The sequence below is a fragment of the Vibrio ichthyoenteri ATCC 700023 genome, from assembly GCF_000222605.1.
Lineage (GTDB): Bacteria > Pseudomonadota > Gammaproteobacteria > Enterobacterales > Vibrionaceae > Vibrio > Vibrio ichthyoenteri.
This window is the reverse complement of the sequence record NZ_AFWF01000107.1, coordinates 61269-85036: the sequence shown is the minus strand read 5'-3', so window position 1 is coordinate 85036 and position 23768 is coordinate 61269. Positions and strand designations below refer to the sequence as shown.

The 23768-nt window shown below is 44.7% G+C and carries 23 protein-coding genes; 13 read left to right on the top strand and 10 right to left on the bottom strand.

The genetic code is table 11. The features are described 5' to 3' along the window. Nucleotides 1-24 precede the first annotated feature (24 nt). Nucleotides 25-2934 (bottom strand): RNA polymerase-associated protein RapA, encoded by a 2910-nt coding sequence (gene rapA, locus RH85_RS09415; RefSeq protein ID WP_006711988.1) that lies wholly within the window; start codon nt 2932-2934, stop codon nt 25-27. A 550-nt stretch (nt 2935-3484) separates the two neighbouring features. Between rapA and RH85_RS09410 the strand changes: the two genes are divergently transcribed. The 5 genes from RH85_RS09410 (at nt 3485) to RH85_RS09390 (ending at nt 8200) form a co-directional block, all read left to right on the top strand. Then, the gene (locus RH85_RS09410; protein ID WP_006711986.1) at nt 3485-4861 is read left to right on the top strand and encodes a PhoH family protein; all 1377 of its coding nucleotides are present in this window, start codon (nt 3485-3487) and stop codon (nt 4859-4861) included. Between the two features lie 128 nt (nt 4862-4989). Beyond that, nucleotides 4990-5994, top strand: coding sequence for an ornithine carbamoyltransferase (locus tag RH85_RS09405; protein ID WP_006711985.1), 1005 nt, complete (start codon nt 4990-4992; stop codon nt 5992-5994). A gap of 265 nt (nt 5995-6259) precedes the next feature. Further along, entirely contained in the window at nt 6260-7189 is a 930-nt protein-coding gene (pyrB, locus tag RH85_RS09400; RefSeq protein ID WP_006711984.1) for an aspartate carbamoyltransferase, read from the top strand. Nucleotides 7190-7205: 16 nt separating this feature from the next. Continuing rightward, nucleotides 7206-7667, top strand: coding sequence for an aspartate carbamoyltransferase regulatory subunit (gene pyrI, locus RH85_RS09395; RefSeq protein ID WP_006711983.1), 462 nt, complete (start codon nt 7206-7208; stop codon nt 7665-7667). 143 nt (nt 7668-7810) lie between these two features. Beyond that, nucleotides 7811-8200, top strand: coding sequence for a RidA family protein (locus RH85_RS09390; protein WP_005593163.1), 390 nt, complete (start codon nt 7811-7813; stop codon nt 8198-8200). 55 nt (nt 8201-8255) lie between these two features. On the opposite strand, the gene djlA is transcribed toward RH85_RS09390, so the two are convergent. Continuing rightward, nucleotides 8256-9110 (bottom strand): co-chaperone DjlA, encoded by an 855-nt coding sequence (djlA, locus tag RH85_RS09385; RefSeq protein WP_006711982.1) that lies wholly within the window; start codon nt 9108-9110, stop codon nt 8256-8258. 200 nt (nt 9111-9310) lie between these two features. Here djlA and lptD point away from each other — a divergent pair, with 200 nt between their 5' ends. The 6 genes from lptD (at nt 9311) to apaH (ending at nt 16075) form a co-directional block, all read left to right on the top strand. After that, nucleotides 9311-11686, top strand: a complete 2376-nt coding sequence (gene lptD, locus RH85_RS09380) for an LPS assembly protein LptD (RefSeq protein WP_006711981.1) — start codon at nt 9311-9313, stop codon at nt 11684-11686. Nucleotides 11687-11737: 51 nt separating this feature from the next. Beyond that, a complete protein-coding gene (gene surA, locus RH85_RS09375; protein WP_006711980.1) occupies nt 11738-13033 on the top strand; it encodes a peptidylprolyl isomerase SurA in 1296 nt (431 codons plus the stop codon). After that, nucleotides 13023-14012, top strand: a complete 990-nt coding sequence (gene pdxA, locus RH85_RS09370; protein WP_006711979.1) for a 4-hydroxythreonine-4-phosphate dehydrogenase PdxA — start codon at nt 13023-13025, stop codon at nt 14010-14012. Before surA ends, pdxA begins: the two co-directional genes overlap by 11 nt. Beyond that, nucleotides 14009-14815 carry a 16S rRNA (adenine(1518)-N(6)/adenine(1519)-N(6))-dimethyltransferase RsmA gene (gene rsmA / locus RH85_RS09365; protein WP_006711978.1) on the top strand — a complete coding sequence of 269 codons (807 nt, stop codon included), beginning with the start codon at nt 14009-14011 and terminating at the stop codon, nt 14813-14815. The genes pdxA and rsmA overlap by 4 nt, the downstream gene beginning before the upstream one ends. 63 nt (nt 14816-14878) lie before the next feature. Beyond that, entirely contained in the window at nt 14879-15259 is a 381-nt protein-coding gene (gene apaG / locus RH85_RS09360; protein WP_006711977.1) for a Co2+/Mg2+ efflux protein ApaG, read from the top strand. A 9-nt stretch (nt 15260-15268) separates the two neighbouring features. Next, entirely contained in the window at nt 15269-16075 is an 807-nt protein-coding gene (gene apaH / locus RH85_RS09355; protein ID WP_006711976.1) for a bis(5'-nucleosyl)-tetraphosphatase (symmetrical) ApaH, read from the top strand. Nucleotides 16076-16215: 140 nt separating this feature from the next. Here apaH and folA read toward each other — a convergent pair whose 3' ends face one another. The 6 genes from folA to rplU form a co-directional block, all read right to left on the bottom strand. Continuing rightward, a complete protein-coding gene (folA, locus tag RH85_RS09350) occupies nt 16216-16695 on the bottom strand; it encodes a type 3 dihydrofolate reductase (protein WP_006711975.1) in 480 nt (159 codons plus the stop codon). Between the two features lie 29 nt (nt 16696-16724). Further along, the gene (locus RH85_RS09345; protein WP_039948930.1) at nt 16725-17198 is read right to left on the bottom strand and encodes a threonine/serine exporter family protein; all 474 of its coding nucleotides are present in this window, start codon (nt 17196-17198) and stop codon (nt 16725-16727) included. Beyond that, entirely contained in the window at nt 17195-17962 is a 768-nt protein-coding gene (locus RH85_RS09340; RefSeq protein ID WP_006711973.1) for a threonine/serine exporter family protein, read from the bottom strand. The genes RH85_RS09345 and RH85_RS09340 overlap by 4 nt, the downstream gene beginning before the upstream one ends. Nucleotides 17963-18132: 170 nt before the next feature. After that, nucleotides 18133-19308, bottom strand: a complete 1176-nt coding sequence (gene cgtA / locus RH85_RS09335) for an Obg family GTPase CgtA (protein ID WP_005593150.1) — start codon at nt 19306-19308, stop codon at nt 18133-18135. 287 nt (nt 19309-19595) lie between these two features. Continuing rightward, the gene (gene rpmA / locus RH85_RS09330) at nt 19596-19856 is read right to left on the bottom strand and encodes a 50S ribosomal protein L27 (RefSeq protein ID WP_005593148.1); all 261 of its coding nucleotides are present in this window, start codon (nt 19854-19856) and stop codon (nt 19596-19598) included. A 21-nt stretch (nt 19857-19877) separates the two neighbouring features. Then, complete coding sequence (gene rplU, locus RH85_RS09325) at nt 19878-20189, bottom strand: 50S ribosomal protein L21 (protein WP_006711972.1); 312 nt, start codon at nt 20187-20189, stop codon at nt 19878-19880. Nucleotides 20190-20459: 270 nt separating this feature from the next. Between rplU and ispB the strand changes: the two genes are divergently transcribed. Then, nucleotides 20460-21431, top strand: a complete 972-nt coding sequence (gene ispB, locus RH85_RS09320) for an octaprenyl diphosphate synthase (RefSeq protein WP_006711971.1) — start codon at nt 20460-20462, stop codon at nt 21429-21431. Nucleotides 21432-21502: 71 nt separating this feature from the next. On the opposite strand, the gene RH85_RS09315 is transcribed toward ispB, so the two are convergent. Then, nucleotides 21503-21694, bottom strand: coding sequence for a hypothetical protein (locus RH85_RS09315; protein WP_006711970.1), 192 nt, complete (start codon nt 21692-21694; stop codon nt 21503-21505). A gap of 97 nt (nt 21695-21791) precedes the next feature. Beyond that, entirely contained in the window at nt 21792-22727 is a 936-nt protein-coding gene (gene mdh, locus RH85_RS09310) for a malate dehydrogenase (protein WP_006711969.1), read from the bottom strand. Between the two features lie 331 nt (nt 22728-23058). Between mdh and argR the strand changes: the two genes are divergently transcribed. Then, nucleotides 23059-23529 (top strand): transcriptional regulator ArgR, encoded by a 471-nt coding sequence (gene argR, locus RH85_RS09305; protein ID WP_005593142.1) that lies wholly within the window; start codon nt 23059-23061, stop codon nt 23527-23529. Nucleotides 23530-23768: the final 239 nt, after the last annotated feature.

Genomic DNA, 23768 nt, shown 5'->3' with positions numbered 1-23768 from the left:
CCTTTGTATTTATTTCAATCTCGATTACTGGTGAGACACCACAATCATACGCAGAGAATCTAGTTGATACTGAGCTTTACTAATATAGCCAGTCAGCTCTTTGATTTGCGCATCAATCGCATCAATCTCTTCATCACGAATGTTCGGGTTAACGGCTTTCAGCGCTTGCAGACGTTCAAGTTCAGCGTTCAAGCTCGCTTGCATCTCTTTTTCTGCTTGCTGGCGAATAGCGTCAACTTTGCTCACTACCAAAGCATCACCGGCGCTGATCAGTTGATGTACTTGACCTTGCACTGATGTCACCAATTTCGCCGCAATATGGCGACCAATTGGGCTCAACTGACGGTTAAAGCTTTCAAACTCTACCTGTTCAGATAGATCATTACCTTTGCCATCCAACATCACGCGAATCGGTGTTTTGGGTAAGAAACGGCTAATACCACTGCGTTTCGGTGCCTGAGCATCAACACTGTAAACCAACTCAAGCAACATAGTACCAACGGGTAGTGCTTTGTTCTTCAGTAGTGAAACAGCCGCAGTACCAACACCTTCACTCATCAACAGGTCAATACCACCTTGGATCATTGGGTGTTCCCAACTGATAAAGTGCATATCTTCACGAGAGAGTGCAGTGTCACGATCAAAGGTAATTGTCGCCCCTTCGTAAGGTAGGCCTGGGTAGCTTGGTACCATCATGTGTTCAGATGGCGTCACAACCAGTGCGTTCTCGCCTTTATCGTCTTGGTTTAAACCAATGGTGTCAAACAAGCTCAGTGCGAACGTGACTAAGTTGGTATCACCATCGGTTGCTGAGATTTTCTCTACAATTGCTTGCGCTTTTTCTCCACCATTGGAGTGCATCTCAAGTAAGCGGTCACGACCTTGTTCAAGTTGCGCTTTCAGCTCTTTGTTCATCTTAGCCGAGGCATCAATCACTTCATCTAGCCCTTCGCTGGTACCAGATGCCAGAATGTTAATCAAATCATCTGAGAAACGGTCATACACGGCACGTCCGGTTGGGCAAGTTTCAGCAAAAGCATTTAGGCCTTCATCGAACCAGCGAGCTAGGATCGCTTGCGATGTTCCTTCCAGATATGGCACGTGAATATCGATATCACGATTTTGACCAATACGGTCCAAGCGACCAATACGCTGCTCCAGCAAATCTGGGTTGAACGGCAGATCAAACATCACTAGTTGGTTGGCAAATTGGAAGTTACGACCTTCAGATCCAATCTCACTACAGATCAAGACCTGTGCACCGCCCTCTTCTTGTGCAAAGTAAGCCGCGGCTTTATCACGCTCAAGGATCGACATGCCTTCGTGGAATACGGTGGCACGGATGCCTTCACGCTCGCGCAAAGCTTGCTCTAGTTGCAGAGCCGTGCTGGCACGTGAAGCAATAACCAGAATTTTCTCTGCACGCTTATCTTTAATTTTTTCCAGCAACCAGTTCACACGTGAATCGAATTGCCACCAGCTTGAATCTTCCCCTTCAAACTCTTGGAAAATCTCTTCTGGGTACAAGTTTTTCAACGCGCGAGCTTCTGGGCTCATCTTACCGCCAATCAAGCCCGCCACACGCATTGAGGTGGTGTATTGCTGCGGGATCGCCATTGGCAGAAGGTTAACATTACGCTTAGGGAAACCTTTGATTGCTGCACGCGTATTACGGAATAAAACGCGACCAGTACCATGGCGATCCATAAGGTTATCAATCAGCTCTTGACGAGCGTTGGCTTTTTCAACTTCATCGCTGTTGCTCTCAATAATACGGAACAACGGCTCTACATCTTGCTCTGATAACAGTTCAGTAATTTGATTTTTAGCTTCATCAGGCAATGCTTGGCCTGAGAATAGCGCGCTAACAGAATCCGCCACTGGTGCGTATTGCTCTTCTTCTTCCACAAACGCTTGGTAGTCGTAGAAGCGGTCAGAATCTAATAGACGTAAACGCGCAAAGTGGCTTTCACGGCCTAGCTGCTCTGGAGTTGCGGTTAGTAATAGTACGCCCGGCGTACGCTCTGCCAACCCTTCTACTACTTGGTATTCACGACTTGGCTTGTCTTGGCTCCACTCAAGGTGGTGCGCTTCATCGACCACTAGAAGATCCCACTCACCTTCTACCGCTTGTTCAAAGCGTTTACGGCTTTTACGAAGAAAATCCAGTGAACACAAAACATATTGCTGGGTATCAAATGGGTTTTCTGCATCAGCAAAAGCTTCAATACAACGCTCTTCATCAAAGATTGAAAAGTGCAGATTGAAACGACGCATCATTTCCACTAACCACTGATGTTGTAGCGTCTCAGGAACCACAATTAAAATACGCTCAGCACGACCTGCCAGCACTTGCTGGTGAATGATCATGCCCGCTTCGATGGTTTTACCCAGACCAACTTCATCAGCCAGCAAAACGCGTGGCGCATGACGACGACCCACTTCATGTGCGATGTAGAGCTGATGAGGAATAAGACCAGCACGCATACCACACAAGCCACGCATTGGACTTCTGTGTTGCTCATATTGATTTTTTAGCGCGCGGTAACGTAATACGAAGTTATCCATACGATCAATTTGACCGGCGAACAGCTTGTCTTGAGGTTTATTAAAACGAATTTGATTGCTAAGCATGATTTCACGTAGCGTGATCTCTTGCTCGCCGCTATCTTCACGAATGCCGATATAGGTATAGATACCTTGATTCTCGATAACTTGCTCAACTTGCAGTGACCAACCTTCTTGGCTTTCAATCACATCACCAACGTTAAATGTCACGCGAGTGACAGGCGCTTCGCTACGGGCGTAGACACGGTTTTCTTCTGAAGCAGCAAACATTACTGTCACTGTACGAGCATCCAATGCCACTACGGTTCCTAAACCAAGATCACTTTCCGTATCGCTGATCCAACGCTGGCCCAAAGCAAATGTCATGTATCGACTACCTCATTTCGTAAAATTATTATTTATATCCAAGTGACTTCAAGATGCGGAATTCAAAGTTTAGTGGCTGATTTACGTTCACAGAAAACTCAGATCACACAAACAGTGATGCTGAAATTGAGCTTATGACCAACTCTTAAAGGACGAATTTCAAAGTTACTTGGGTATATTTTAGCTGTTCTTGCGCTATTTCAAAGGCGGCTGAGTCAGGAATTTTCCGTTCAGCAGTAGCGTAGAAAAAGGTCGCTAATATTACTCGAAGCTGTGACATTGGTCACGTGCCTAGCCCACATTTCGCCGTGATTTTTTGTCGCATCTTCGCCTGACATCAAAGTGTAAGAAACCAGTGGCACAAATGTATTGGATGATTGCCTATACTTTTACTAGCAGCCTGCGCTTGTTAGCCCGCTGCTTTAGGACGATCAACATGGGGTTGTTTTAGGCGTTCCAGTGCAACCATACCGCGGCAACGCCTGAGGCAAACAGTTAAAGTCAGCCTCACAGCAGTGAGCACTGCGCCGCTTTGCGGCAGGAGACGCTTATGGGTGATACGGACAGAAAACTCTTCGTACTTGATACAAATATCCTTCTTCATGAACCTTTTGCTATTTACTCTTTCCAAGAACACGATGTTGTCATTCCAATGACAGTACTCGAAGAACTCGACCGCATAAAAGACAGCAAACGCGATGTTGCACGCGATGCACGCGTGGCGATTAGAGCACTTGAAGCACTCTTTAAAGACGCGACCCCTGATGAAATTTCTGAGGGAATTCCGATTAATCGCGATAAAGAAGGCGCTGGACACATTGCGATTTTGGCCGATTTTGAGCTGCAAGAAACCGTTAAGGCCTTTGCCGACAAAGCCGGCGATAATCGTATTCTTAATGCGGTACTTTATCTGCAAAATAAACGCGCTCCGCGCGAAGTCATTCTCGTCACCAAAGACATCAATATGCGTTTGCGAGCCAAAGGTGCAGGCGTGCGATTTGTGGAAGATTATCGCAGTGATCAGCTGATTGACGATGTGCAATATCTAACTAAAGGGTTTCAACAAATTGAGGGGGACTTTTGGGCTCAGGTAGATGACGTTGAGAGTAAGAACTGGGCGGGAAAAACCTACCATACCCTCGCCAAATCACCTTTTGAACCGACCTATCTTAATCAATATATCCTCGATGAGCAGACAGATTTTATTGGCCGTGTGGCGCAGTTCGATGAAGAGCAAATCACGCTAAAAGATCTCAGTCGAGAGCGCCTCATGAATCGCCGAGCATGGGATATTACCCCTAAAAATATTTACCAAGGCATGGCGTTAGATGCATTGCTCGACCCTGATATTGATTTAGTTATTCTTACCGGAGCCGCTGGCAGCGGTAAAACTCTCTTAGCACTGGCGGCAGCGCTTGAACAAAATATCGAACATAAAATGTTTGATAAAATAATTGTCACCCGTAATACCCCCGATATTGGCGAGTCAATTGGTTATCTACCCGGTAGCGAAGAAGAAAAAATGTTGCCCTGGCTCGCGGCTGTGACTGATACCTTGGAGGCATTGCACAAGAATGACCATTGCACCGAAGGATCACTCAAATATATCTGTGATAAAGCCAATATTCAGTTCAAATCAATCAATTTTATGCGTGGGCGATCGATTCAAAACGCGTTTGTTTTACTCGATGAATGCCAAAACCTGACGGCTTCACAAATCAAAACCATCATTACTCGCTGTGGCGAAGGAACCAAAATTGTTTGCTCCGGCAACCTGGCGCAAATTGACTCTCAGTATCTGACTCCTGTCACGTCTGGACTCACTTATATGGTCGAACGATTTAAAAACTTTGAAGGGAGCGCTAATATCCATCTTAATGGCGTCGTACGTAGCCGCTTGGCGGAATACGCAGAAGAAAATTTGTAGTCACACAACAACGCCATCAGAGACGAATCACAGCTTGTGATTCGTCTTTGCAGAAAATAATTATTCACTTTTTGTGAGTTTTTATGTTTTACTGTCATTCAGTAATCTTCACTCTCAAGGACTAGAGCATGGCGTTCAATCTTCGTAACCGTAATTTCGTTAAGTTACTCGACTTCTCTCCAAAAGAGATTCAATTCCTACTCGATCTGTCAGCGGATCTTAAAAAAGCCAAATACAGTGGCACTGAACAAAAAACACTGTTGGGAAAAAACATCGCTCTGATCTTTGAGAAAGCCTCAACACGAACTCGCTGCGCTTTTGAAGTGGCAGCCTTCGATCAAGGCGCTCAAGTATCTTACATTGGTCCTTCTGGCTCACAGATTGGCCACAAAGAATCAATGAAAGATACCGCTCGTGTACTTGGCCGTATGTACGATGGCATTGAATACCGCGGATTTGGCCAACATATCGTGGAAGAATTAGCGGAATTTGCTGGCGTACCAGTATGGAACGGCCTTACCGATGAGTTCCACCCAACGCAAATTCTCGCTGACTTCCTGACGATGCTGGAACACGGTCAAGGTAAACAGCTCAATGAAATGACCTTCGCTTATCTAGGTGATGCTCGCAATAATATGGGTAATTCACTGATGGTTGGCGCGGCAAAAATGGGCATGGATATTCGCCTTGTGGCACCAAAACAGTTTTGGCCAGAAGAACAACTTGTTGCAACTTGCCAAGAGATTGCTCAGCAAACCGGTGCCAAAATTACTTTAACGGAAAACGTTGAAGAAGGAGTCAAAGGATGCGATTTCCTTTACACCGACGTCTGGGTATCGATGGGCGAGCCTGCCGAAGCATGGGATGAACGCGTAGCATTGATGACGCCATATCAAATCAATATGGATGTGATGAATAAAACCGGTAACCCACACGCCAAATTTATGCACTGCCTACCGGCCTTCCATAACGATGAAACAGCCATTGGCAAAGAAGTGGCGGAAAAGTATGGTATGAAAGGATTAGAGGTGACTGAAGAGGTGTTTGAATCTCATCATTCGATTGTCTTTGATGAAGCAGAAAACCGCATGCACACGATAAAAGCCGTGATGGTTGCAACGCTAGGTCATTAAAACCTTTTGCACCAGAAAACCGCTAGGTAATCGCTTGCGCTTGTCTTTCTTCAGCGTATAATGCTCGGCAATTTATCTGGAGGTTGTAATAATGCCACGTAACATTTGCACGGCGACACGCTGTCAATTGCGCACTACATTGCGTAAGCAACATTGCTTACTGGCTGTTTATTTTACAGCTTCCTCTTATTTTTAAAGCCTCCCCTATTGGGAGGCTTTTTTATTGCCTAAATTTTTATTCTTTCATCAGACAGGGATGACGATTATGACCAACACGCTTTACAACAAGCATATCATTTCGATTCCAGAGCTATCCCGTGCAGAGCTCGAACTTATAGTCCAAACCGCTGGACAACTCAAAGCAGAACCGAATCCAGATCTGATCAAAAACAAGGTAGTCGCGAGTTGCTTTTTTGAGCCTTCAACCCGAACTCGCCTCTCTTTTGAAACGGCCATTCAACGCGTTGGCGGTGATGTGATTGGTTTTGATAACGCAGGTAACACTTCGTTAGCCAATAAGGGTGAAACATTAGCAGACTCAATCCAAGTTATCTCAACTTATGTTGATGCATTTGTAATGCGCCACCCACGTGAAGGCGCGGCTCGCTTAGCAGCTGAATTCTCTAATGGCGTACCAATTATTAACGCTGGCGACGGTGCAAATCAGCATCCAACTCAAACGCTACTGGATCTCTACACCATTGCTGAAACACAAGGCCGCTTAGATAATCTCAATGTCGCTTTTGTTGGTGACTTGAAATATGGCCGCACAGTGCACTCACTGACTCAAGCCCTAGCGAAATTTAACAACATCCGTTTTTTCTTCGTGGCACCAGACGCACTGGCGATGCCAGATTACATTTGTGAAGAGCTTGATGAAGCAGGCATTCAGTATAGCCTGCATACTGATATGGAAAGCGTGATCCCTGAACTGGATATTCTTTACATGACTCGCGTGCAAAAAGAGCGCTTCGATGAGTCGGAATACGCACATATCAAGTCAGCCTACATTCTGACTGCTGCCATGCTAGAAGATGCACGAGAAAACCTCAAAGTATTGCATCCTCTGCCTCGCGTAGATGAAATCACCACTGACGTTGATAAAACCCCTCATGCCTATTATTTCCAGCAAGCAGAAAACGGCGTTTACGCACGTCAAGCCTTGCTAGCATTAGTCCTTAACCAAGCACTGTAATCGAGGAGTCAGAACCATGAACAAAGAAACTCAATTGCAGGTAGAAGCGATTAAAAACGGCACTGTTATCGACCATATCCCTGCACAAATCGGCATTAAAGTACTCAAATTATTTAGCATGCATAAGAGCAATCAACGCGTCACTGTTGGTTTAAATCTGCCTTCTTCTGCGCTGGGCCACAAAGACCTAATCAAAATCGAAAATGTTTTTGTCAGTGAAGAGCAAGCCAGCAAATTAGCACTCTATGCACCGCATGCGACTGTAAACCAAATAGAAAACTATCAAGTAGTGAAAAAACTGGCGCTCGAACTACCAGAGCAGGTAACTGGTGTATTTGAATGCCCAAATAGCAACTGTATTACCCATGGTGAACCCGTCGATAGTAGCTTTAAGGTGTTTGCTAAAAATAATGATGTTCGTTTGAAGTGCAAATATTGTGAGAAAGTGTTCTCAAGAGAAATAGTTACAGAACGTTAAGCTAAAACCAATGCTCTAATTAGCATTGTCTCACGCAGCACCATTCCAATACCTCGCTTCGGCGGGGTATTTTGATCTTTACCTAGTTTCTGAATGCAGGCACACTGACGTTCTTTGTTTCAGTGAATTGATTGGAAAAACTCATGACTAAAGTACTTCACACAGAATCTGCTCCAGCAGCAATTGGCCCATATGTACAAGGTGTAGACCTAGGTAACATGGTTCTAACTTCAGGCCAGATCCCAGTAAACCCTGTGACGGGTGAAGTCTCTGCTGATATCGCAGTACAAGCTCGCCAATCTCTTGAGAACGTAAAAGCCGTGGTTGAAGCGTCAGGCCTAAGCGTGACTGATATTGTAAAAATGACTGTCTTCGTTAAAGATCTAAACGATTTTGGTACGGTTAACGAAGTGTACGGTAAGTTCTTTGATGAACATAACGTCGCTAACTACCCTGCACGCTCATGTGTTGAAGTTGCGCGTCTACCGAAAGATGTAGGTATTGAGATTGAAGCGATTGCAGTACGCAAATAATCCCCTACCTAATAAAAAAAGCGAGCATCAGCTCGCTTTTTATTGATTAAAAGAGTTACTTAAAACCTTTCACTTTTTTTATTAAATCGTAAGCGTTTTGAATCTCTTGTGACTTTTCTTTGGCCACATTCATCATCTCCGGCGGCAGACCTTTCGCCATCAGCTTGTCAGGGTGATGCTCATTCATCAATTTGCGATACGCTCGCTTAACCGATTTACTATCCGCATCCGCATCAATACCTAACACATCATAAGCATCATTGACTTGGTTAGCCGAAGAGGCTTGTTGCCACGATCCTGATTGCTGACCACCCGCAGAGTGTCCATTGAAGCCGCCACCATGTTGAAAACGAAATGCCGCTTCTTGCATACGTAAACGCTGTTCAAGTTGCTGAGCAGAGAAACCCAGTTTTTGTGCGATACGGTGCAAAACGTCACGCTCACTCGGGTGCAATGAACCGTCGGCAAATGCCGCTGAAATCTGCAATTCTAAAAAAAACTGCAACAGATCAAATCGACCGCCAGATGAAATATTAACGCGTGCCAATACCTCATTTAATGGAAAATCAGATGATTTGCCATCACGAAACGCCTCTTGCGCTGCAGTACGTTGGCTACCATGCAAGTTCATTCGTTCCATCATGGTACTGGCCAACTGAATCTCTTCACGAGTCACTTGACCTTTGGCTTTCGCCACATGCCCCATCACCGCAAAAGCCGCTTTGAAAAACTCCTCTTGCTTTTGCGCTTGGCTTGGCCCGCCTCCAAATGGCGATGAATTAAAACCCGCCTGATTTAAACGGCGAGCTTTGTCAAACTGATGTCCAAGAAACAAGCCAAATAGTGCACCTAGCGGCCCGCCGAACATAAAGCCAAAAAAAGTGCCAAGAATTTTGCCAAAAATATGCATTATGTGCTCTCAATCTCTGAATTTTTTCATCGTGACGCGGTCTGATAGTGCCGGATGAGTTAAATTCCTTTATGATAAAGACCGTTTTATTTCTTAATCCGGTCGTTAATCCCCAAGTAACCCTGAGATACTCGGCTCAGCGTGAATATATCGGGATATATTAGCCGAATTTGTCAAGTTAAACAGGATAGTAAAACTCGATGCCACGTTTTCCCCGTTCGTTACTTGCCGCTTCAATCAGCGCTGCAGTGTTTACATCACAGATTCAAGCTAGTGAAGCGCTAGTTGACGACAGTGTGCAGGAACTGCCTGCTATAGATCAATGTTTGATCGATCAACCTGATGCCGAAAATCCCAACCAGCAACCGATCAACGTCGAAGCGGATAGCTTAGAGGGCGTCAATGGCGATAAAGCTACTTATAGCGGTAACGTGGTTGTCGTTCAAGGCAAAAAACGCATGCTGGCAGATAACGTTACTCTGCACCAGCAAGATAATGTCGTGATTGCCGAAGGCAACGTTACGTTCAGTGATGGTGAAGTAAAAACCATTTCAGACAAGGCCGTCAATCATCTCAATTCCGAACATATTGAACTCAATAATACCAAATACCAATTTCTCTGTGAGCCAGGCCGTGGTGAAGCGGTTTATGTAGCGAAAACCGGTAAAGCATTATACGAGATTGAAGATGGCTCGATTACCTCTTGTCCAGAAGGTGATAACTCTTGGCGCATGGTGGCATCAAGTATTGATATCGACCAAAACGACGAAGAGGCGACCTTCTATAATCCGCGCTTTGAAATTCAAAGTGTACCGGTTTTCTATCTGCCATTCTTAACCGTACCGATTGGCGACACTCGTAAAACGGGCTTTCTTTACCCGACAGTATCTTATGGTTCAAGTGATGGCTTTGAGATGGAAGTTCCGATTTATTGGAACTTAGCACCGAACTACGATCTCGAAACGACCATCAAATACATGGAAAAGCGCGGTACCCAACTAAATAGTAACTTCCGCTACCTAACTGAATTAGGCGCAGGTCAAATTGAATCGGAATATCTACCCGATGATAAAAAGCACCCAGAAAAAGGCGATCGCTGGGGCTTCCAATATACTCATAGTGGTATCTATGACCAAGCGTGGAAGTTTGATATTGATTACTCAAAAGTCAGTGATATCGACTATTTTACCGATGTCGATTCAGGTATTGGTAACCGCGAAGATGGACAATTAATCCAAGAGGGTAAAGTAACTTATCGCAGCCATGCTTGGGATGCATCGTTACTGGCGCGTGATTTCCAAGTGTTGACAGAGGAAGGAAATCTGCCATATCGCCTATTGCCACAACTATCGTTTAACTACTACGCACCCGAGCTAACACCGTATCTTGATTTTGATATGGTGAGTAGTATTTCACGCTTTGATACCGACGATGGTAATAAACCATCGGCAACGCGCGTGCATATTGAACCTGGTCTAACCGTGCCTATCGGCACCACTTGGGGCACATGGACGACTGAAGCGCGCCTACTTGGCACCTACTATCAGCAAGATTTGAGTGGCATCAACCTCAGTGATGAACAATTTAATGGCTACAATTTGAAAGAGGATGTCACGCGGGTTATCCCGGAATTTCGCTCTCATGCTGGTATCGTACTTGAACGTGATACCTATGTATTAGGTGGTTATACCCAGACACTAGAGCCACAAATTCAGTACCTTTATGTGCCTCAAGAAGATCAACGTGATATCTACTTATACGACACGACGTTATTGCAAACCGATTACTACGGCCTATTCCGCAGTCGAAAATACAGTGGCGTGGACCGCATTGCGCCGGCTAACCAATTCAGTTACGGCGCCTCGACGCGCTTTTTCGATGACCAGTACAAAGAACGTTTAAATATCTCTTTTGGTCAGATTTTTTACCTTGATAAATCGACTAAAAACTCGACCTCAATTGGAGAAAATGAAGAAGATTCGACCAACTACTCAGCATGGGCTGTGGAGATGGACTTTAACTTCAACGATTATTTGTTCTATCACGGTGGCATTCAATACGATGTTGACTCTGGTGAAATGCAATTGGGTAACAGCACCTTAGAATACCGCTTCAATGGCGGCTATGTTCAAGGTAACTACCGCTATGTCACCAAGGAGTACATAGAACAGACCGTCGATCTAAATAGTATCGATAGTGAAAATGGCATCAATGGCATTACTCGAGATGGCATTTCACAGGCTGGTTTCTTAGCGGGTTACAACTTATCGCATAATTGGAACGCGAGCGCTCAGTACTTCTATGATTTAACCACTGAAAACTCACTTGAATGGTTGGCGCGCTTAAACTATATCGATGATTGTTGGTATATTGGCTTCACGTATAGCAACCAACTGCGTAGCTGGAATCCGACCTTCAGCTCACCAAATTCTGAGCCTGAATATGAAAGCAACTTTAGTATTAACTTTGGCGTTGTCGGTTTTGGTACCAATATCGGAGCAGGCTCGGGACTCTCAGGACTCGACAGTGCTGGTAACTCGCTCGGTTATGGCCGTCCATTCTATTTGAACAACTAATTTTTTAGCCAGCCGATAAGGCTGGCCAAACGTTTATTTAAAGGGTTATTGATGAAAACTTGGAAATACACGCTGCTTACCCTGGTAGCGGCATGCCATATCAGTACAGCTTCTGCTGAGATGGTTGAAATGGATAAAGTCGCGATTATCGTCAATGAAGGCGTGATTCTCGATAGCGATATCAATACCGCAGTAAAAACACTCAAATTTAACGCGAGTGAAAATGGTCAAGCATTACCAGACGAAGATGTGCTGATTGAGCAAGTGAAAGAAAAACTCATCCTTGAAAACCTTCAGCAACAAGAAGCAGAACGAATTGGTGTGCGTATTGATGATAATCGTTTAAACGATGCTATCGCCGATATCGCCAAAAACAATAATCAAACCGTTGAACAACTGAGAGCCGCAATCAGCGCACAAGGCATTAGCTACCCTGAATTTCGTGAGCAAGTTCGAAATGAGATCGCTGCTAGCGAAGCGCGTAACGCGTTAGTTCGTCGCCGCATCAACATTCTGCCAGCCGAGGTAGAAAATCTGGCGGAAGTGTTAGCACAAGAAACCAGTGCGACCGTACAGTACAAAATTGGTCACATTCAACTTCGTGTGAATGACGGTGATGATAAATCGCAAGTAGAAGCACAAGCTAACGAGCTAGTAACAAGGCTCAATGGCGGTGAAGATTTTGCCAAACTCGCTTACGCCTACTCTAAAGGGCCAAAAGCACTGCAAGGTGGTGATTGGGGCTGGATGCGTAAAGAAGAGATGCCAACCATCTTTGCTGATCAAATCAAGCTGCAAAATAAAGGCAGTATTATTGGTCCCTTCCGCAGTGGTGTTGGTTTCCATATTCTAAAAATTGAAGACGTAAAAGGTCTTGAAACCGTTGCAGTAACCGAAGTTAACGCACGTCATATTTTGGTTAAACCAACCGTCATATTGAGTGATGACGGCGTGCAAAAGCAACTTAACGAGTTTATTCGTCAGATCAATGCTGGCGAAGCGACCTTTGCGGAGTTGGCTCAGCAATATAGCCAAGACCCTGGCTCTGCGGCACAAAATGGTGAACTAGGTTACCAAACCTCCGATCTATATGTTCCTGAGTTTAAACACCAAGTAGACACCTTAGCGGTTGGCCAAATTAGCGCACCATTTAAAACCGTCCATGGCTGGCACATTGTTGAAGTACTCGATCGCCGCGAAGTTGACCGCACGGATTCAGCAATGAAGAACAAAGCTTACCGTATTTTGTTCAACCGCAAGTTCAATGAAGAAGCCAGCGCCTGGGTACAAGAACTCCGCGCAGGCGCTTACGTAGAAATGGTACAGGATCAGCGTAATGTCAATTAAACGCATTGTTGTCACTGCAGGTGAACCTGCAGGCATTGGCCCAGATTTGGTCTTAGCACTTTCAAGCGAGAGTTGGGATCATCAAATCGTGGTTTGTGCTGACAAAACAATGCTCGCCGAGCGCGCCAAATTGCTCGGCATTGATGTGACCTTGCATGATTACGATGCAAGCTTAACAGTGAGCCCACAACAAGCGGGCTCTTTGATTGTGGATCATATTGCGAGTGACCAAACGGTTGCAGCGGGTAAACTCGATAAAGCTAATGGCCACTATGTTCTAAAGACCTTGGAACGTGCCGCGAATGGCAGCATGAGTGGCGAGTTTGATGCGGTTGTCACCGGCCCTGTGCACAAAGGTGTCATCAACCGAGCAGGCGTTGCCTTTAGCGGCCATACTGAGTTTTTTGCTGAAAAGTCTAATACTCCTTTGGTTGTTATGATGCTGGCAACGGAAGGACTACGTGTTGCCTTAGTGACGACACATATCCCACTCGCCTACGTATCAAAAGCTGTGACTGAAGAGCGATTGGAAAAAATCATTGATATTTTACATCGTGATTTAGTAGAAAAATTTGCTATTCGTCAGCCAAACATCTATGTTTGCGGGCTTAATCCTCACGCAGGAGAAGATGGCTGCTTGGGTCGAGAAGAAATTGAAACTATCACGCCTACACTTGAGCGCATTAAAGCTCAGAAAGGAATAAAGCTGATAGGCCCACTTCCCGCCGATACCATCTTCAATGAGAAATACTTACAAGATGCCGATGCGGTATTGGGTATGTACCACGACCAAGTATTGCCAGTCCTGAAATATAAAGGATTTGGACGATCAGTAAATATCACACTTGGTCTACCCTTTATAAGAACATCGGTTGATCACGGAACAGCTCTTGACCTAGCAGGAACCGGTCTTGCGGACACAGGGAGCTTCCGAACAGCGCTGACGCATGCAATAGATTTAGTAGAGAAGAAACAATGAGAAATGATGTCCATTTAGGACACAAAGCGCGTAAACGTTTTGGTCAAAACTTCCTAAACGATCCTTATATCATTGATGGTATCGTTTCTGCCATCAATCCTAGACCAGGTCAAAACTTGGTAGAGATCGGTCCTGGCCTTGGTGCTATTACAGAGCCTGTAGGCCGCGAAGTCGATAAATTTACCGTTATCGAGCTGGACCGCGATCTGGCTGAGCGTCTGCGTAACCACCCAGAATTAGCAGACAAGCTGACGATCCACGAAGGCGATGCAATGCGCTTCGACTTCGCACAGCTGGTAAAACCGAACAATAAACTGCGTATTTTCGGCAACCTGCCATACAACATCTCTACGCCATTGATGTTCCACCTGTTTGAATTCCATGCGGACATTCAAGACATGCACTTCATGTTGCAAAAAGAGGTGGTTAACCGTTTGGCAGCAGGCCCTGGTAGTAAGGCATACGGTCGTTTAACTGTGATGGCACAATACTTCTGTAAAGTAGTACCAGTGCTTGAAGTGCCACCAACAGCATTTGTTCCACCACCAAAAGTAGACTCTGCGGTCGTGCGCCTAATGCCGTATGAAGTGCTACCTCACCCAGCAACAAGCCTAAAATGGCTTGAGCGCGTATGTCGCGAAGGCTTTAACCAACGCCGTAAGACGATTCGCAACTGCTATAAAGGCCTGATAGAAGTTGAAACACTTGAAGAGCTAGGCATCAATCCAGCACTACGTCCTGAAAACCTAACGCTAGAGCAGTTTGTTGCGATGGCGAACTGGCTTGACGCCAATCACGTATAATTTTTAAGGGCGCTCAGGCGCCCTTTTCTTTTAACACGGCACAATGCTACGAGGAGCTAACACATGGATGTCTCACAACCTTGTATCAAAATCCAAGTCCACAGCAAATATATTGCGGAACAATCAAACCCTACCGAAAATCACTACATCTTTGCTTACTTAGTCACGATAAAAAATCTCAGTCGCCAAACCGTGCAATTAATCAGTCGTCGCTGGTTAATTACCGATGCTAATGGCAAACAAATTAATGTCGAAGGGGACGGGGTTGTTGGTCAACAACCTTTTATCGATGGGCATGATGAGTACACCTACAGCAGTGGTACCGCCATCGAAACTCCGGTTGGCGTGATGCAAGGACAGTACATAATGCTAGATGAAAAGGGGCAGCAATTCATTGCTGAAATTGACCCTTTCCGACTCGCAATCCCAAATGTCTTAAATTAGGAATAGTCAGTGGCAACTTATATCGTTGGTGATATTCAAGGCTGTTTAGATGAATTACAACGTCTTCTGGCAAGCGTAAATTTCAATACAAATCATGATCAACTGTGGATCGCAGGCGATCTTGTTGCTCGCGGACCAAAATCTCTGGAAACATTACGCTTTATCAAGCAGCTAGGTAACAGTGCAGTGGTTGTGCTCGGTAATCACGATCTACACTTGCTTGCCGTTTCGTTGGGTATTCACCGCATAAAAGACAAAGATAAAACGGCGGCGATTTTTACTGCTGAAGACAAAGATCAATTACTGTTCTGGTTACGTCAGCAACCTTTATTCGCGGAACATGCTGAATTCGTAATGTGTCATGCGGGGATCTCTCCGCAATGGGATCTCACCACTGCTCGAACAGCCAATCAAGAGATCGAACAAATATTACAAAGTGACAATTGGCCTTGGCTTATCGAACATATGTATGCTGATCAACCAGACAAATGGCACGACACTCTCACTGGTATTGACCGATATCGCTATATCATTAACGCATTTACTCGCATGCGGTTTTGCTTTGCTGATGGTCGATTAGACATGGCATGTAAACTGCCACCACAAAAAAATGATACCAATGAACTGATGCCATGGTTTGATTTACCCAATCGCATCAAGCTGGAAAAACCGGTTTTATTCGGTCATTGGGCTGCGTTAGAAGGCCATTTTTCACAAAGTGAAATAGGTTTAGACACTGGTTGTGTGTGGGGAGGCTCGCTCACAATGCTGCGCTGGGAAGACAAACAATACTTTGTACAGCCAGCGCTAACATAATTTGAAGGCGCAACATTTTGCTTTGCTGCAAGAGATGAGAATCGAGAAGACTAAGCTTTAAGAAACGAGAATGTAAAACGGCTCTCCACCAGAGAAACCGCGATGATACTTCAGCTCTCGCTTATCGAAACGACGTGTTCTTACTTCTCCAAGATAACAAAACGCATATCGTAAGCGTTCTTCTCATCTGCTTTATAGCTCTCTGAATAACGCTCTACAAAGCTTTTATCCCACGCGGGGAATCGAGTATCACCATCAATGTTCGCATCAATATGAGTCACATACAGCTTATCTGCCAGAGGTAAACAAGCGTGATAGATCGCACCACCACCAATAATCATCACCTCTTCGACATTATCTGCTGCGGCAAGTGCTTGCTCAATTGAAGTCACCATGGTGACACCATCAATGATTAAATCACGATCACGACTGATCACAATATTGTGTCGTCCCGGCAACGGACGACCAATCGATTGGTAGGTCTTGCGTCCCATCACCACCGGCTTGCCCATAGTACAGCGTTTAAACCACGCGAAATCAGCCGGTAAGTGCCATGGCATTTGATTGTCTTTGCCAATCACACGATCATTTGCCATCGCGGCAATCATACTGATGATCATTCTATATCCTTAAGTAATAATTAGACCGATCATACAATCGGGCGACGGCGATAGAATAACAAGCCCGGCATTGCTAAGCCAACCGCTAAACCAGCAATAATGAACATCGCTTTAAGAAAGTTGGTGGTGAGCATTTCCAACAATTGAGGCTCAAAACCTCGGTGGTTCAATTCCACTAAGGCAATCATTGCCTTAAAAGCAAACACTCCAGGCACCATTGGAATCAATGAAGCGACCGTAAACACCTTAGGGTGAGCAAATAGCTTACGTGACCAATGGACACCGATCATCCCCACCAGTGTCGCGGCAAAAAAAGAGGCCCATTCGATAGGAATGCCAAAATGCATCATCAAATAACGAGAGCCATGACCCAGAGCGCCGCCAAGAGCACAGTAGATCAACGCTTTTTGTGGCACGTTAAACACCAACGCAAAACCAACCGCGGGGATCGCAGCGAAAAACATATCGTTAAGCAGACCAATCAACAAATCTAGATTCATCATACTAGCCATCCCCACACTTCAAATAAGCTCATCGCCGCAACAATGCCTAAACAAGTCGCTAAAGTGAGTAAACTTGCCATGACAAAACGAGCAATCCCCATATTGACGTAACCTTTCAGCATATCCGCGACTGAGTTGATCAATGGCACCCCTGGCACCAACATCAAAACAGAAGAAGCCATGACAATAGTTGGGGCATTGCCCAATTCATACACTACCGCTTGGACCGAAATCGCCGTGGTAACAAATGCGGTCACAGTAAAGTTAACCAAAGGATTAAAATGTCGATGTCCGATCTCTTGGCGAACAATCATACCAACAGAAGAAGCGAGAAAAGTCATCGCGAAAACCGTCCAGTCACCACCAGCCAAACGGCTAAATGCAGCGCAAGACAAACCGATCATAACCACAACTAACCAGCGATTATAACGTTCAGGACTAATTTGATTGATTTTGTGCTGGGCAAGGTAATCATTGATGATTCCTCGTTCTAGCATAATGCAGATGCGTTGTACTTGGGTAATCACACGCATATTGATACCGCGATCAGGGCAACGGCGCGCAGTGGTAATACAGTGACCACGATAAACCGTTGTGACCACCAATGAACTTGCCGACAATGACACTTCCACTTCATCCATATCGCAGGCCAAACCTATCCTTTCCATGATGCTACCCACTAAAGCACTCTCACCTCCGTGGGCGAGCAACATCTGTCCTGCTTGAGCAATTAAGCGCGATATCGCTCTTTGCTTAGTTTCCATACAACCTAGCTTCCATACTAATTGATTAACATCTAAACCACTGGCCACTCAGCCATAACGCGGCGCAATATTGTGACGAAATTTTCAGCAAATAACTTTGATTTAAGACGTAAAAATATTTGAGACGAAAAAAAACCGCAAATAAATGCGGTTTCTTTAATTCGATCGGATTAGTCGCGAACGTAGACAACGTGACCGTCATCTTCTTCGTCATCCCAATCGTCGTCATCGTCATCACCATCTTCAGTAATAACGTTTTTGCCTGACATCGCGTCTTTATGGTAATCATCCCACATGAAGTCGACTTTATCTTCTTCACTAAGTTGTTCCAACTCGCGTGGCAGTGTTTCCATAAAGTCCGCAAGCTTGTAACAAAGCTCTTTAGTACCTTGACGATTTACTGCTGAGATTTTGAAGTATTCTTCTTCCCAGCCAAGCGCATCCAAAATACCTTCGATGATCTCATCCGCCTCTTCTTCAGGCATCAGATCCACTTTGTTAAACACTAACCAACGAGGTTTGTCTGCCAGTTTCTCACTGTACTGCTCTAGCTCATCAATGATCGTCAATGCGTTTTGGATCGGATCAGATTGATCAACCGGCATAATATCGATCATGTGCAGCAGCACACGACAACGCTCAAGGTGTTTAAGGAAGCGAATACCTAAACCAGCACCATCTGCCGCACCCTCAATAAGACCAGGAATGTCAGCGACAACGAAGCTTTTCTCAGCAACAACACTAACCACGCCTAGGCTAGGGATCAGTGTCGTAAATGGGTAATCCGCTACTTTTGGTTTTGCTGCAGATACGGCGCGAATGAAGGTAGATTTACCCGCATTTGGTAAACCAAGCATACCAACATCAGCTAGCAATAGTAGCTCTAGGCGCAATTCACGAATTTCACCTTTAGTACCTAACGTCTTTTGACGAGGTGCACGGTTTACTGAAGACTTAAAGCGCGTGTTACCAAGACCGTGCCAGCCGCCTTTAGCAACCATCACTTTCTTACCATGTTCTGCAACTTCAGCCACAATTTCATTGGTGTGAATGTCGACAGCACGCGTACCAACAGGAACTCGTAGTATTTTATCTTTACCACGCTTACCAGTACAGTTACCACCACGACCATTCTCACCACGTTCCGCTTCATAGAAGCGTTGGAAACGGTAATCAATTAGTGTGTTAAGGTTCTCATCAGCAACGATATAAATATCACCGCCATCGCCACCGTCACCACCGTCAGGACCACCTTTGGTGATGAATTTTTCACGCCAAAAACTAACAACACCGCTACCGCCGTCGCCAGCTTGAACTTTAACTACCGCTTCATCAACGAATTTCATCTGTTACTCCGCATTTTGTGCGTTGCAATATCATGTTTAGAACCAAAACGGTTCCATAACCACGATATAAATTCTAGCAGATCCCATATACAGATCGATCACCTGAGATCTTGGACCGCCCTACTTTGGACCAAATAACGAGAGGTTTTCCTTTAAACGTTAAACACTTAAGATAACGTAGCCCAAAAGCTTCTGGTTATTTGGTTCTCGTATAAATAAAAAACCCCGCCGATTTGGCAGGGCTTTTAAATTCAGCTAGAAACCTAATTCTAAGCTAGAAGCGTGAATTACTCAGCAGCTTCGATGCTTACGAATTTACGGTTCTTAGGACCTTTAACTTCAAATTTCACTTTACCTTCAGTAAGAGCGAAAAGAGTATGGTCTTTACCAAGGCCTACGTTGTTACCAGCGTGGAATTTAGTACCACGTTGACGAACGATGATGTTACCTGCAAGAACAGACTCGCCACCGAAACGTTTAACACCTAGGCGTTTGCTTTCTGAATCGCGGCCGTTACGAGTAGAACCACCAGCTTTTTTGTGTGCCATTGTTAAGCTCTCCTAATACGATTAAGCGTTGATTGCAGTGATTTTCACTTCAGTGAACCACTGACGGTGACCTTGCTGCTTACGTGAGTGCTTACGACGACGGAACTTAACGATTTTGATTTTATCGCCACGACCGTGTTGTACAACTTCAGCTACAACTTTGCCACCCTCAAGAAGAGGTGCACCAACTTGAATGTTTTCACCGTTAGCTACAAGAAGAACTTTATCAAATTCAACTGTTGCACCAGTTTCAACGTCTAATTTCTCTAAACGAAGAGTTTGACCTTCGCTTACACGGTGTTGTTTACCACCAGATTGGAAAACAGCGTACATATTTTACTCCGCTTTTTCCGCACAGCCTTTACATGCATTTTAGCAATTTGGGTGTGCGCTAAACTAATCATCAATAGGGCGCAGATTCTACAGAAGAGCCTTGCCTATGACAAGCCATATTTTTAAAAAAATGGCGAAAAGGTAATCGCCAAATAAAAGTGCCGAGATCATGCCCTTAAAGCATGTATTTTTCAACGTTTTTTAGTGTATTATTCATCTATTAAAGAATGTGTAAACACCAGACAGGTCCTAACCTCAGCCGGAATAACAATGGATTTTAAAGCTATCCAAACGCTTACTGCCGATGACATGGCAAAAGTGAATGAAACAATTCAAGCACAGCTAAACTCTGATGTATCCCTGATTAACCAACTAGGTTTCTACATTGTCAGTGGTGGCGGCAAACGTATACGCCCTCTTCTTGCGGTTTTAACAGCCCGAGCTCTTGGCTATCAAGGTGACGCTCATATCACCTCAGCGGCCTTTATCGAGTTCATCCACACTGCGACTTTATTGCACGATGATGTCGTTGACGAATCGGATATGCGTCGTGGCAAAGCCACAGCAAACGCCGCTTTTGGTAACGCTGCAAGTGTCTTAGTTGGTGACTTTATCTACACTCGCTCTTTCCAAATGATGACTGAATTAGGCTCATTGAAAATTCTCGAGCTTATGAGTGAAGCGGTTAATGTTATTGCGGAAGGTGAAGTCCTACAGTTGATGAACTGCAATAATCCAGATACGACCGAAGCAAGTTACATGCAGGTTATCTATTCTAAAACAGCGCGTCTGTTTGAAGCGGCAACCCAAATAGGAGCGATCTTGACCGACTCTCCTGCCGAAGTAGAACTGGCTTTGCAAAACTATGGTAAGTATCTCGGCACTGCATTCCAATTAATTGATGACGTCATGGATTACACCTCTGATGGTGAAGATATGGGCAAAAACGTGGGCGACGACCTTGCTGAAGGCAAACCAACGCTGCCTTTGCTCTACGCGATGCATCACGGTAATCCTGAACAAGCGGCGATGATCCGAGAAGCGATCGAAAGATCCAACGGCATGGATCGTTTGAATGATATTCTTGCGGCCATGGATCAAACAGGATCTTTGGATTACACCCGCCAGAAAGCCAATGAAGAAGCAGACAAAGCAATTGCAGAGCTATCGGTCCTGCCTGATTCAGAATACAAGCAAGCACTGATCACTCTTGCGCACATGTCTGTGAATCGCACTAAATAAACTCAGCTATCGCTATCAACAAAATGAAAAAAGGTAAGCCTAGGCTTACCTTTTTCTTTATTAACCCATCATTAATAGTATTTGTCACAACCCGGATGTAATTGCGGCTCATCAAACACTTCATCCAAGCTAAGTGCCTCTTGATGGTGGGTTTTCGTGTTCTCAACGAGCACTGAACGTGTCACGCTGTCAACGACCAAAACTTCGCTCACACCAAGATGACAATCTATCAGCATACCTTTATATAGATGATCAATTTCCATTGCCGACTCCTTGTTTATTGTTTGCTTACGAACAAGTCACCACAAGGATCAAAAAAGCCGATCATAAGATCGGCTTTTACGATGAGCTTTGATTACATTATTTTACGAAATCAACGCCAACTTCAATATCGCCATTTAGCGTCTCTAGCATGCCATCTAGCGCTGCTTTCTCATAATCACTGAGTGCCCCGTAGCTTAGTACTTCTTCGACACCTTCTTTGCCAAGTTTTATTGGTTGTGCAAAGAACGTCGCATGCTCACTACCACCATCAACATAAGCACACTCAACAACACCTTCTTCACCTTGTAGTGCTTTAACCAATGATAGACCAAAACGGCATGCCGCTTGACCCATTGAAAGTGTTGCAGAACCGCCACCCGCTTTCGCTTCCACGACTTCGGTACCGGCATTTTGAATACGTTTAGTCAGTGCTTCAACTTCTTCAGCGGTAAATTCAACACCTTCTACGTGAGAAAGTAACGGTAGAATCGTCACGCCAGAGTGGCCACCAATCACAGGAACGCGCACTTCACCTGGATCTTTGTCTTTTAGCTCAGCAACAAAAGTTTCAGAACGAATCACATCCAGTGTCGTCACACCAAAAAGCTTACGCTTGTCGTATACACCCGCATTTTTCAGTACTTCAGCGGCAATTGGCACTGTTGTGTTAACAGGGTTAGTGATGATACCGATACATGCTTTCGGACAAACTACCGCAATTTTCTCCGCCAATGCTTTTACAATGCCAGCATTAACATTAAATAGATCTGCGCGATCCATTCCAGGCTTACGAGCAACACCAGCAGAGATCAACACCACATCAGCACCTTCTAGAGCTGGGGTCGGATCTTCTCCTGCGTAACCTTTAATCGAAACCGGAGTTGGGATGTGACTCAAATCAGCCGCAACACCAGGAGTAACCGGTGCAATATCATAAAGGGCCAGATCTGAACCAGCTGGAAGGCGATTCTTCAGTAGTAGGGCTAAAGCTTGTCCGATGCCGCCAGCGGCACCAATAACGGCTACTTTCATCGTAGTTCTCCTTGAGAAATCATCTCTATTATATATTGGTAGGGTAATTTTTAGTCTGTTCTATAGCCCAAGCTATAATAATCAACCTCTGATTACAATTATTTAACGTCAGCTTTGCGAGGTTGCGCACCTCACACTTTACGTGCTACATAACCAGTGCATAATAGCACAACAAACCCCTTAAATGACAACGGGTTAACAAAGATAACTATCAGTAATTTATGCTAAATACATCCAAATTAAATTGACTTTTTTTCACCGCTTAACTGGCAGAAAGTGCATAGATATGCGAGACTATTCACTTGGTTATATGACGAAAAGAAAGAGAACCATGCGTCATTCAGAAAAACAAGACAACCTAGTACGTGCATTTAAAGCATTATTAAAAGAAGAGCGCTTTGGCTCTCAAGGGGACATCGTTGAAGCATTAAAAACGGAAGGGTTTGAAAATATTAACCAATCCAAAGTGTCTCGTATGCTAACCAAGTTTGGTGCGGTACGTACACGCAATGCAAAAATGGAAATGGTCTACTGCTTACCTGCAGAATTTGGCGTACCTACCGTATCAAGTTCTTTAAGAGAGTTAGTACTCGATATTGACCACAACGCGGCTTTGGTTGTTATTCATACCGGTCCAGGCGCTGCGCAACTAATTGCCCGTTTACTTGATTCACTCGGTAAGGCTGAAGGTATTCTTGGCGTCGTAGCAGGCGATGACACTATCTTTATTACCCCAACCGCAAACATCACCACTGAGCAACTGTTTAACTCTGTATGCCAACTATTTGAGTACGCAGGCTAAACCACATCAGCAAGCTACACCGAATAAGTCACTCTGTTTTTATCAGTGTGACTTATGTCACATCTTAACTAAACTCCTCTTACCTCTCGCGGTAACCATAAACGATTGATAAAAAAGAACTTTAATCAAAACCACAAAAGAAGTTGTTAGCTTGTCAAGCAGCCAATGTTGCTAACTTGTTTAATAAACATGTAATTATCTGTGGTTTTTTTGGTATTATTTAGCCACTTTTCTATTAA

Bases quoted from the DNA above. Each gene is read 5' to 3' on its own strand.
- rapA (WP_006711988.1), bottom strand. From the start codon at position 2,934: ATGACATTTGCTTTGGGCCAGCGTTGGATCAGCGATACGGAAAGTGAT.
- RH85_RS09410 (WP_006711986.1), top strand. From the start codon at position 3,485: ATGGGTGATACGGACAGAAAACTCTTCGTACTTGATACAAATATCCTT.
- RH85_RS09405 (WP_006711985.1), top strand. From the start codon at position 4,990: ATGGCGTTCAATCTTCGTAACCGTAATTTCGTTAAGTTACTCGACTTC.
- pyrB (WP_006711984.1), top strand. From the start codon at position 6,260: ATGACCAACACGCTTTACAACAAGCATATCATTTCGATTCCAGAGCTA.
- pyrI (WP_006711983.1), top strand. From the start codon at position 7,206: ATGAACAAAGAAACTCAATTGCAGGTAGAAGCGATTAAAAACGGCACT.
- RH85_RS09390 (WP_005593163.1), top strand. From the start codon at position 7,811: ATGACTAAAGTACTTCACACAGAATCTGCTCCAGCAGCAATTGGCCCA.
- djlA (WP_006711982.1), bottom strand. From the start codon at position 9,110: ATGCATATTTTTGGCAAAATTCTTGGCACTTTTTTTGGCTTTATGTTC.
- lptD (WP_006711981.1), top strand. From the start codon at position 9,311: ATGCCACGTTTTCCCCGTTCGTTACTTGCCGCTTCAATCAGCGCTGCA.
- surA (WP_006711980.1), top strand. From the start codon at position 11,738: ATGAAAACTTGGAAATACACGCTGCTTACCCTGGTAGCGGCATGCCAT.
- pdxA (WP_006711979.1), top strand. From the start codon at position 13,023: ATGTCAATTAAACGCATTGTTGTCACTGCAGGTGAACCTGCAGGCATT.
- rsmA (WP_006711978.1), top strand. From the start codon at position 14,009: ATGAGAAATGATGTCCATTTAGGACACAAAGCGCGTAAACGTTTTGGT.
- apaG (WP_006711977.1), top strand. From the start codon at position 14,879: ATGGATGTCTCACAACCTTGTATCAAAATCCAAGTCCACAGCAAATAT.
- folA (WP_006711975.1), bottom strand. From the start codon at position 16,695: ATGATCATCAGTATGATTGCCGCGATGGCAAATGATCGTGTGATTGGC.
- RH85_RS09345 (WP_039948930.1), bottom strand. From the start codon at position 17,198: ATGATGAATCTAGATTTGTTGATTGGTCTGCTTAACGATATGTTTTTC.
- RH85_RS09340 (WP_006711973.1), bottom strand. From the start codon at position 17,962: ATGGAAACTAAGCAAAGAGCGATATCGCGCTTAATTGCTCAAGCAGGA.
- cgtA (WP_005593150.1), bottom strand. From the start codon at position 19,308: ATGAAATTCGTTGATGAAGCGGTAGTTAAAGTTCAAGCTGGCGACGGC.
- rpmA (WP_005593148.1), bottom strand. From the start codon at position 19,856: ATGGCACACAAAAAAGCTGGTGGTTCTACTCGTAACGGCCGCGATTCA.
- rplU (WP_006711972.1), bottom strand. From the start codon at position 20,189: ATGTACGCTGTTTTCCAATCTGGTGGTAAACAACACCGTGTAAGCGAA.
- ispB (WP_006711971.1), top strand. From the start codon at position 20,460: ATGGATTTTAAAGCTATCCAAACGCTTACTGCCGATGACATGGCAAAA.
- RH85_RS09315 (WP_006711970.1), bottom strand. From the start codon at position 21,694: ATGGAAATTGATCATCTATATAAAGGTATGCTGATAGATTGTCATCTT.
- mdh (WP_006711969.1), bottom strand. From the start codon at position 22,727: ATGAAAGTAGCCGTTATTGGTGCCGCTGGCGGCATCGGACAAGCTTTA.
- argR (WP_005593142.1), top strand. From the start codon at position 23,059: ATGCGTCATTCAGAAAAACAAGACAACCTAGTACGTGCATTTAAAGCA.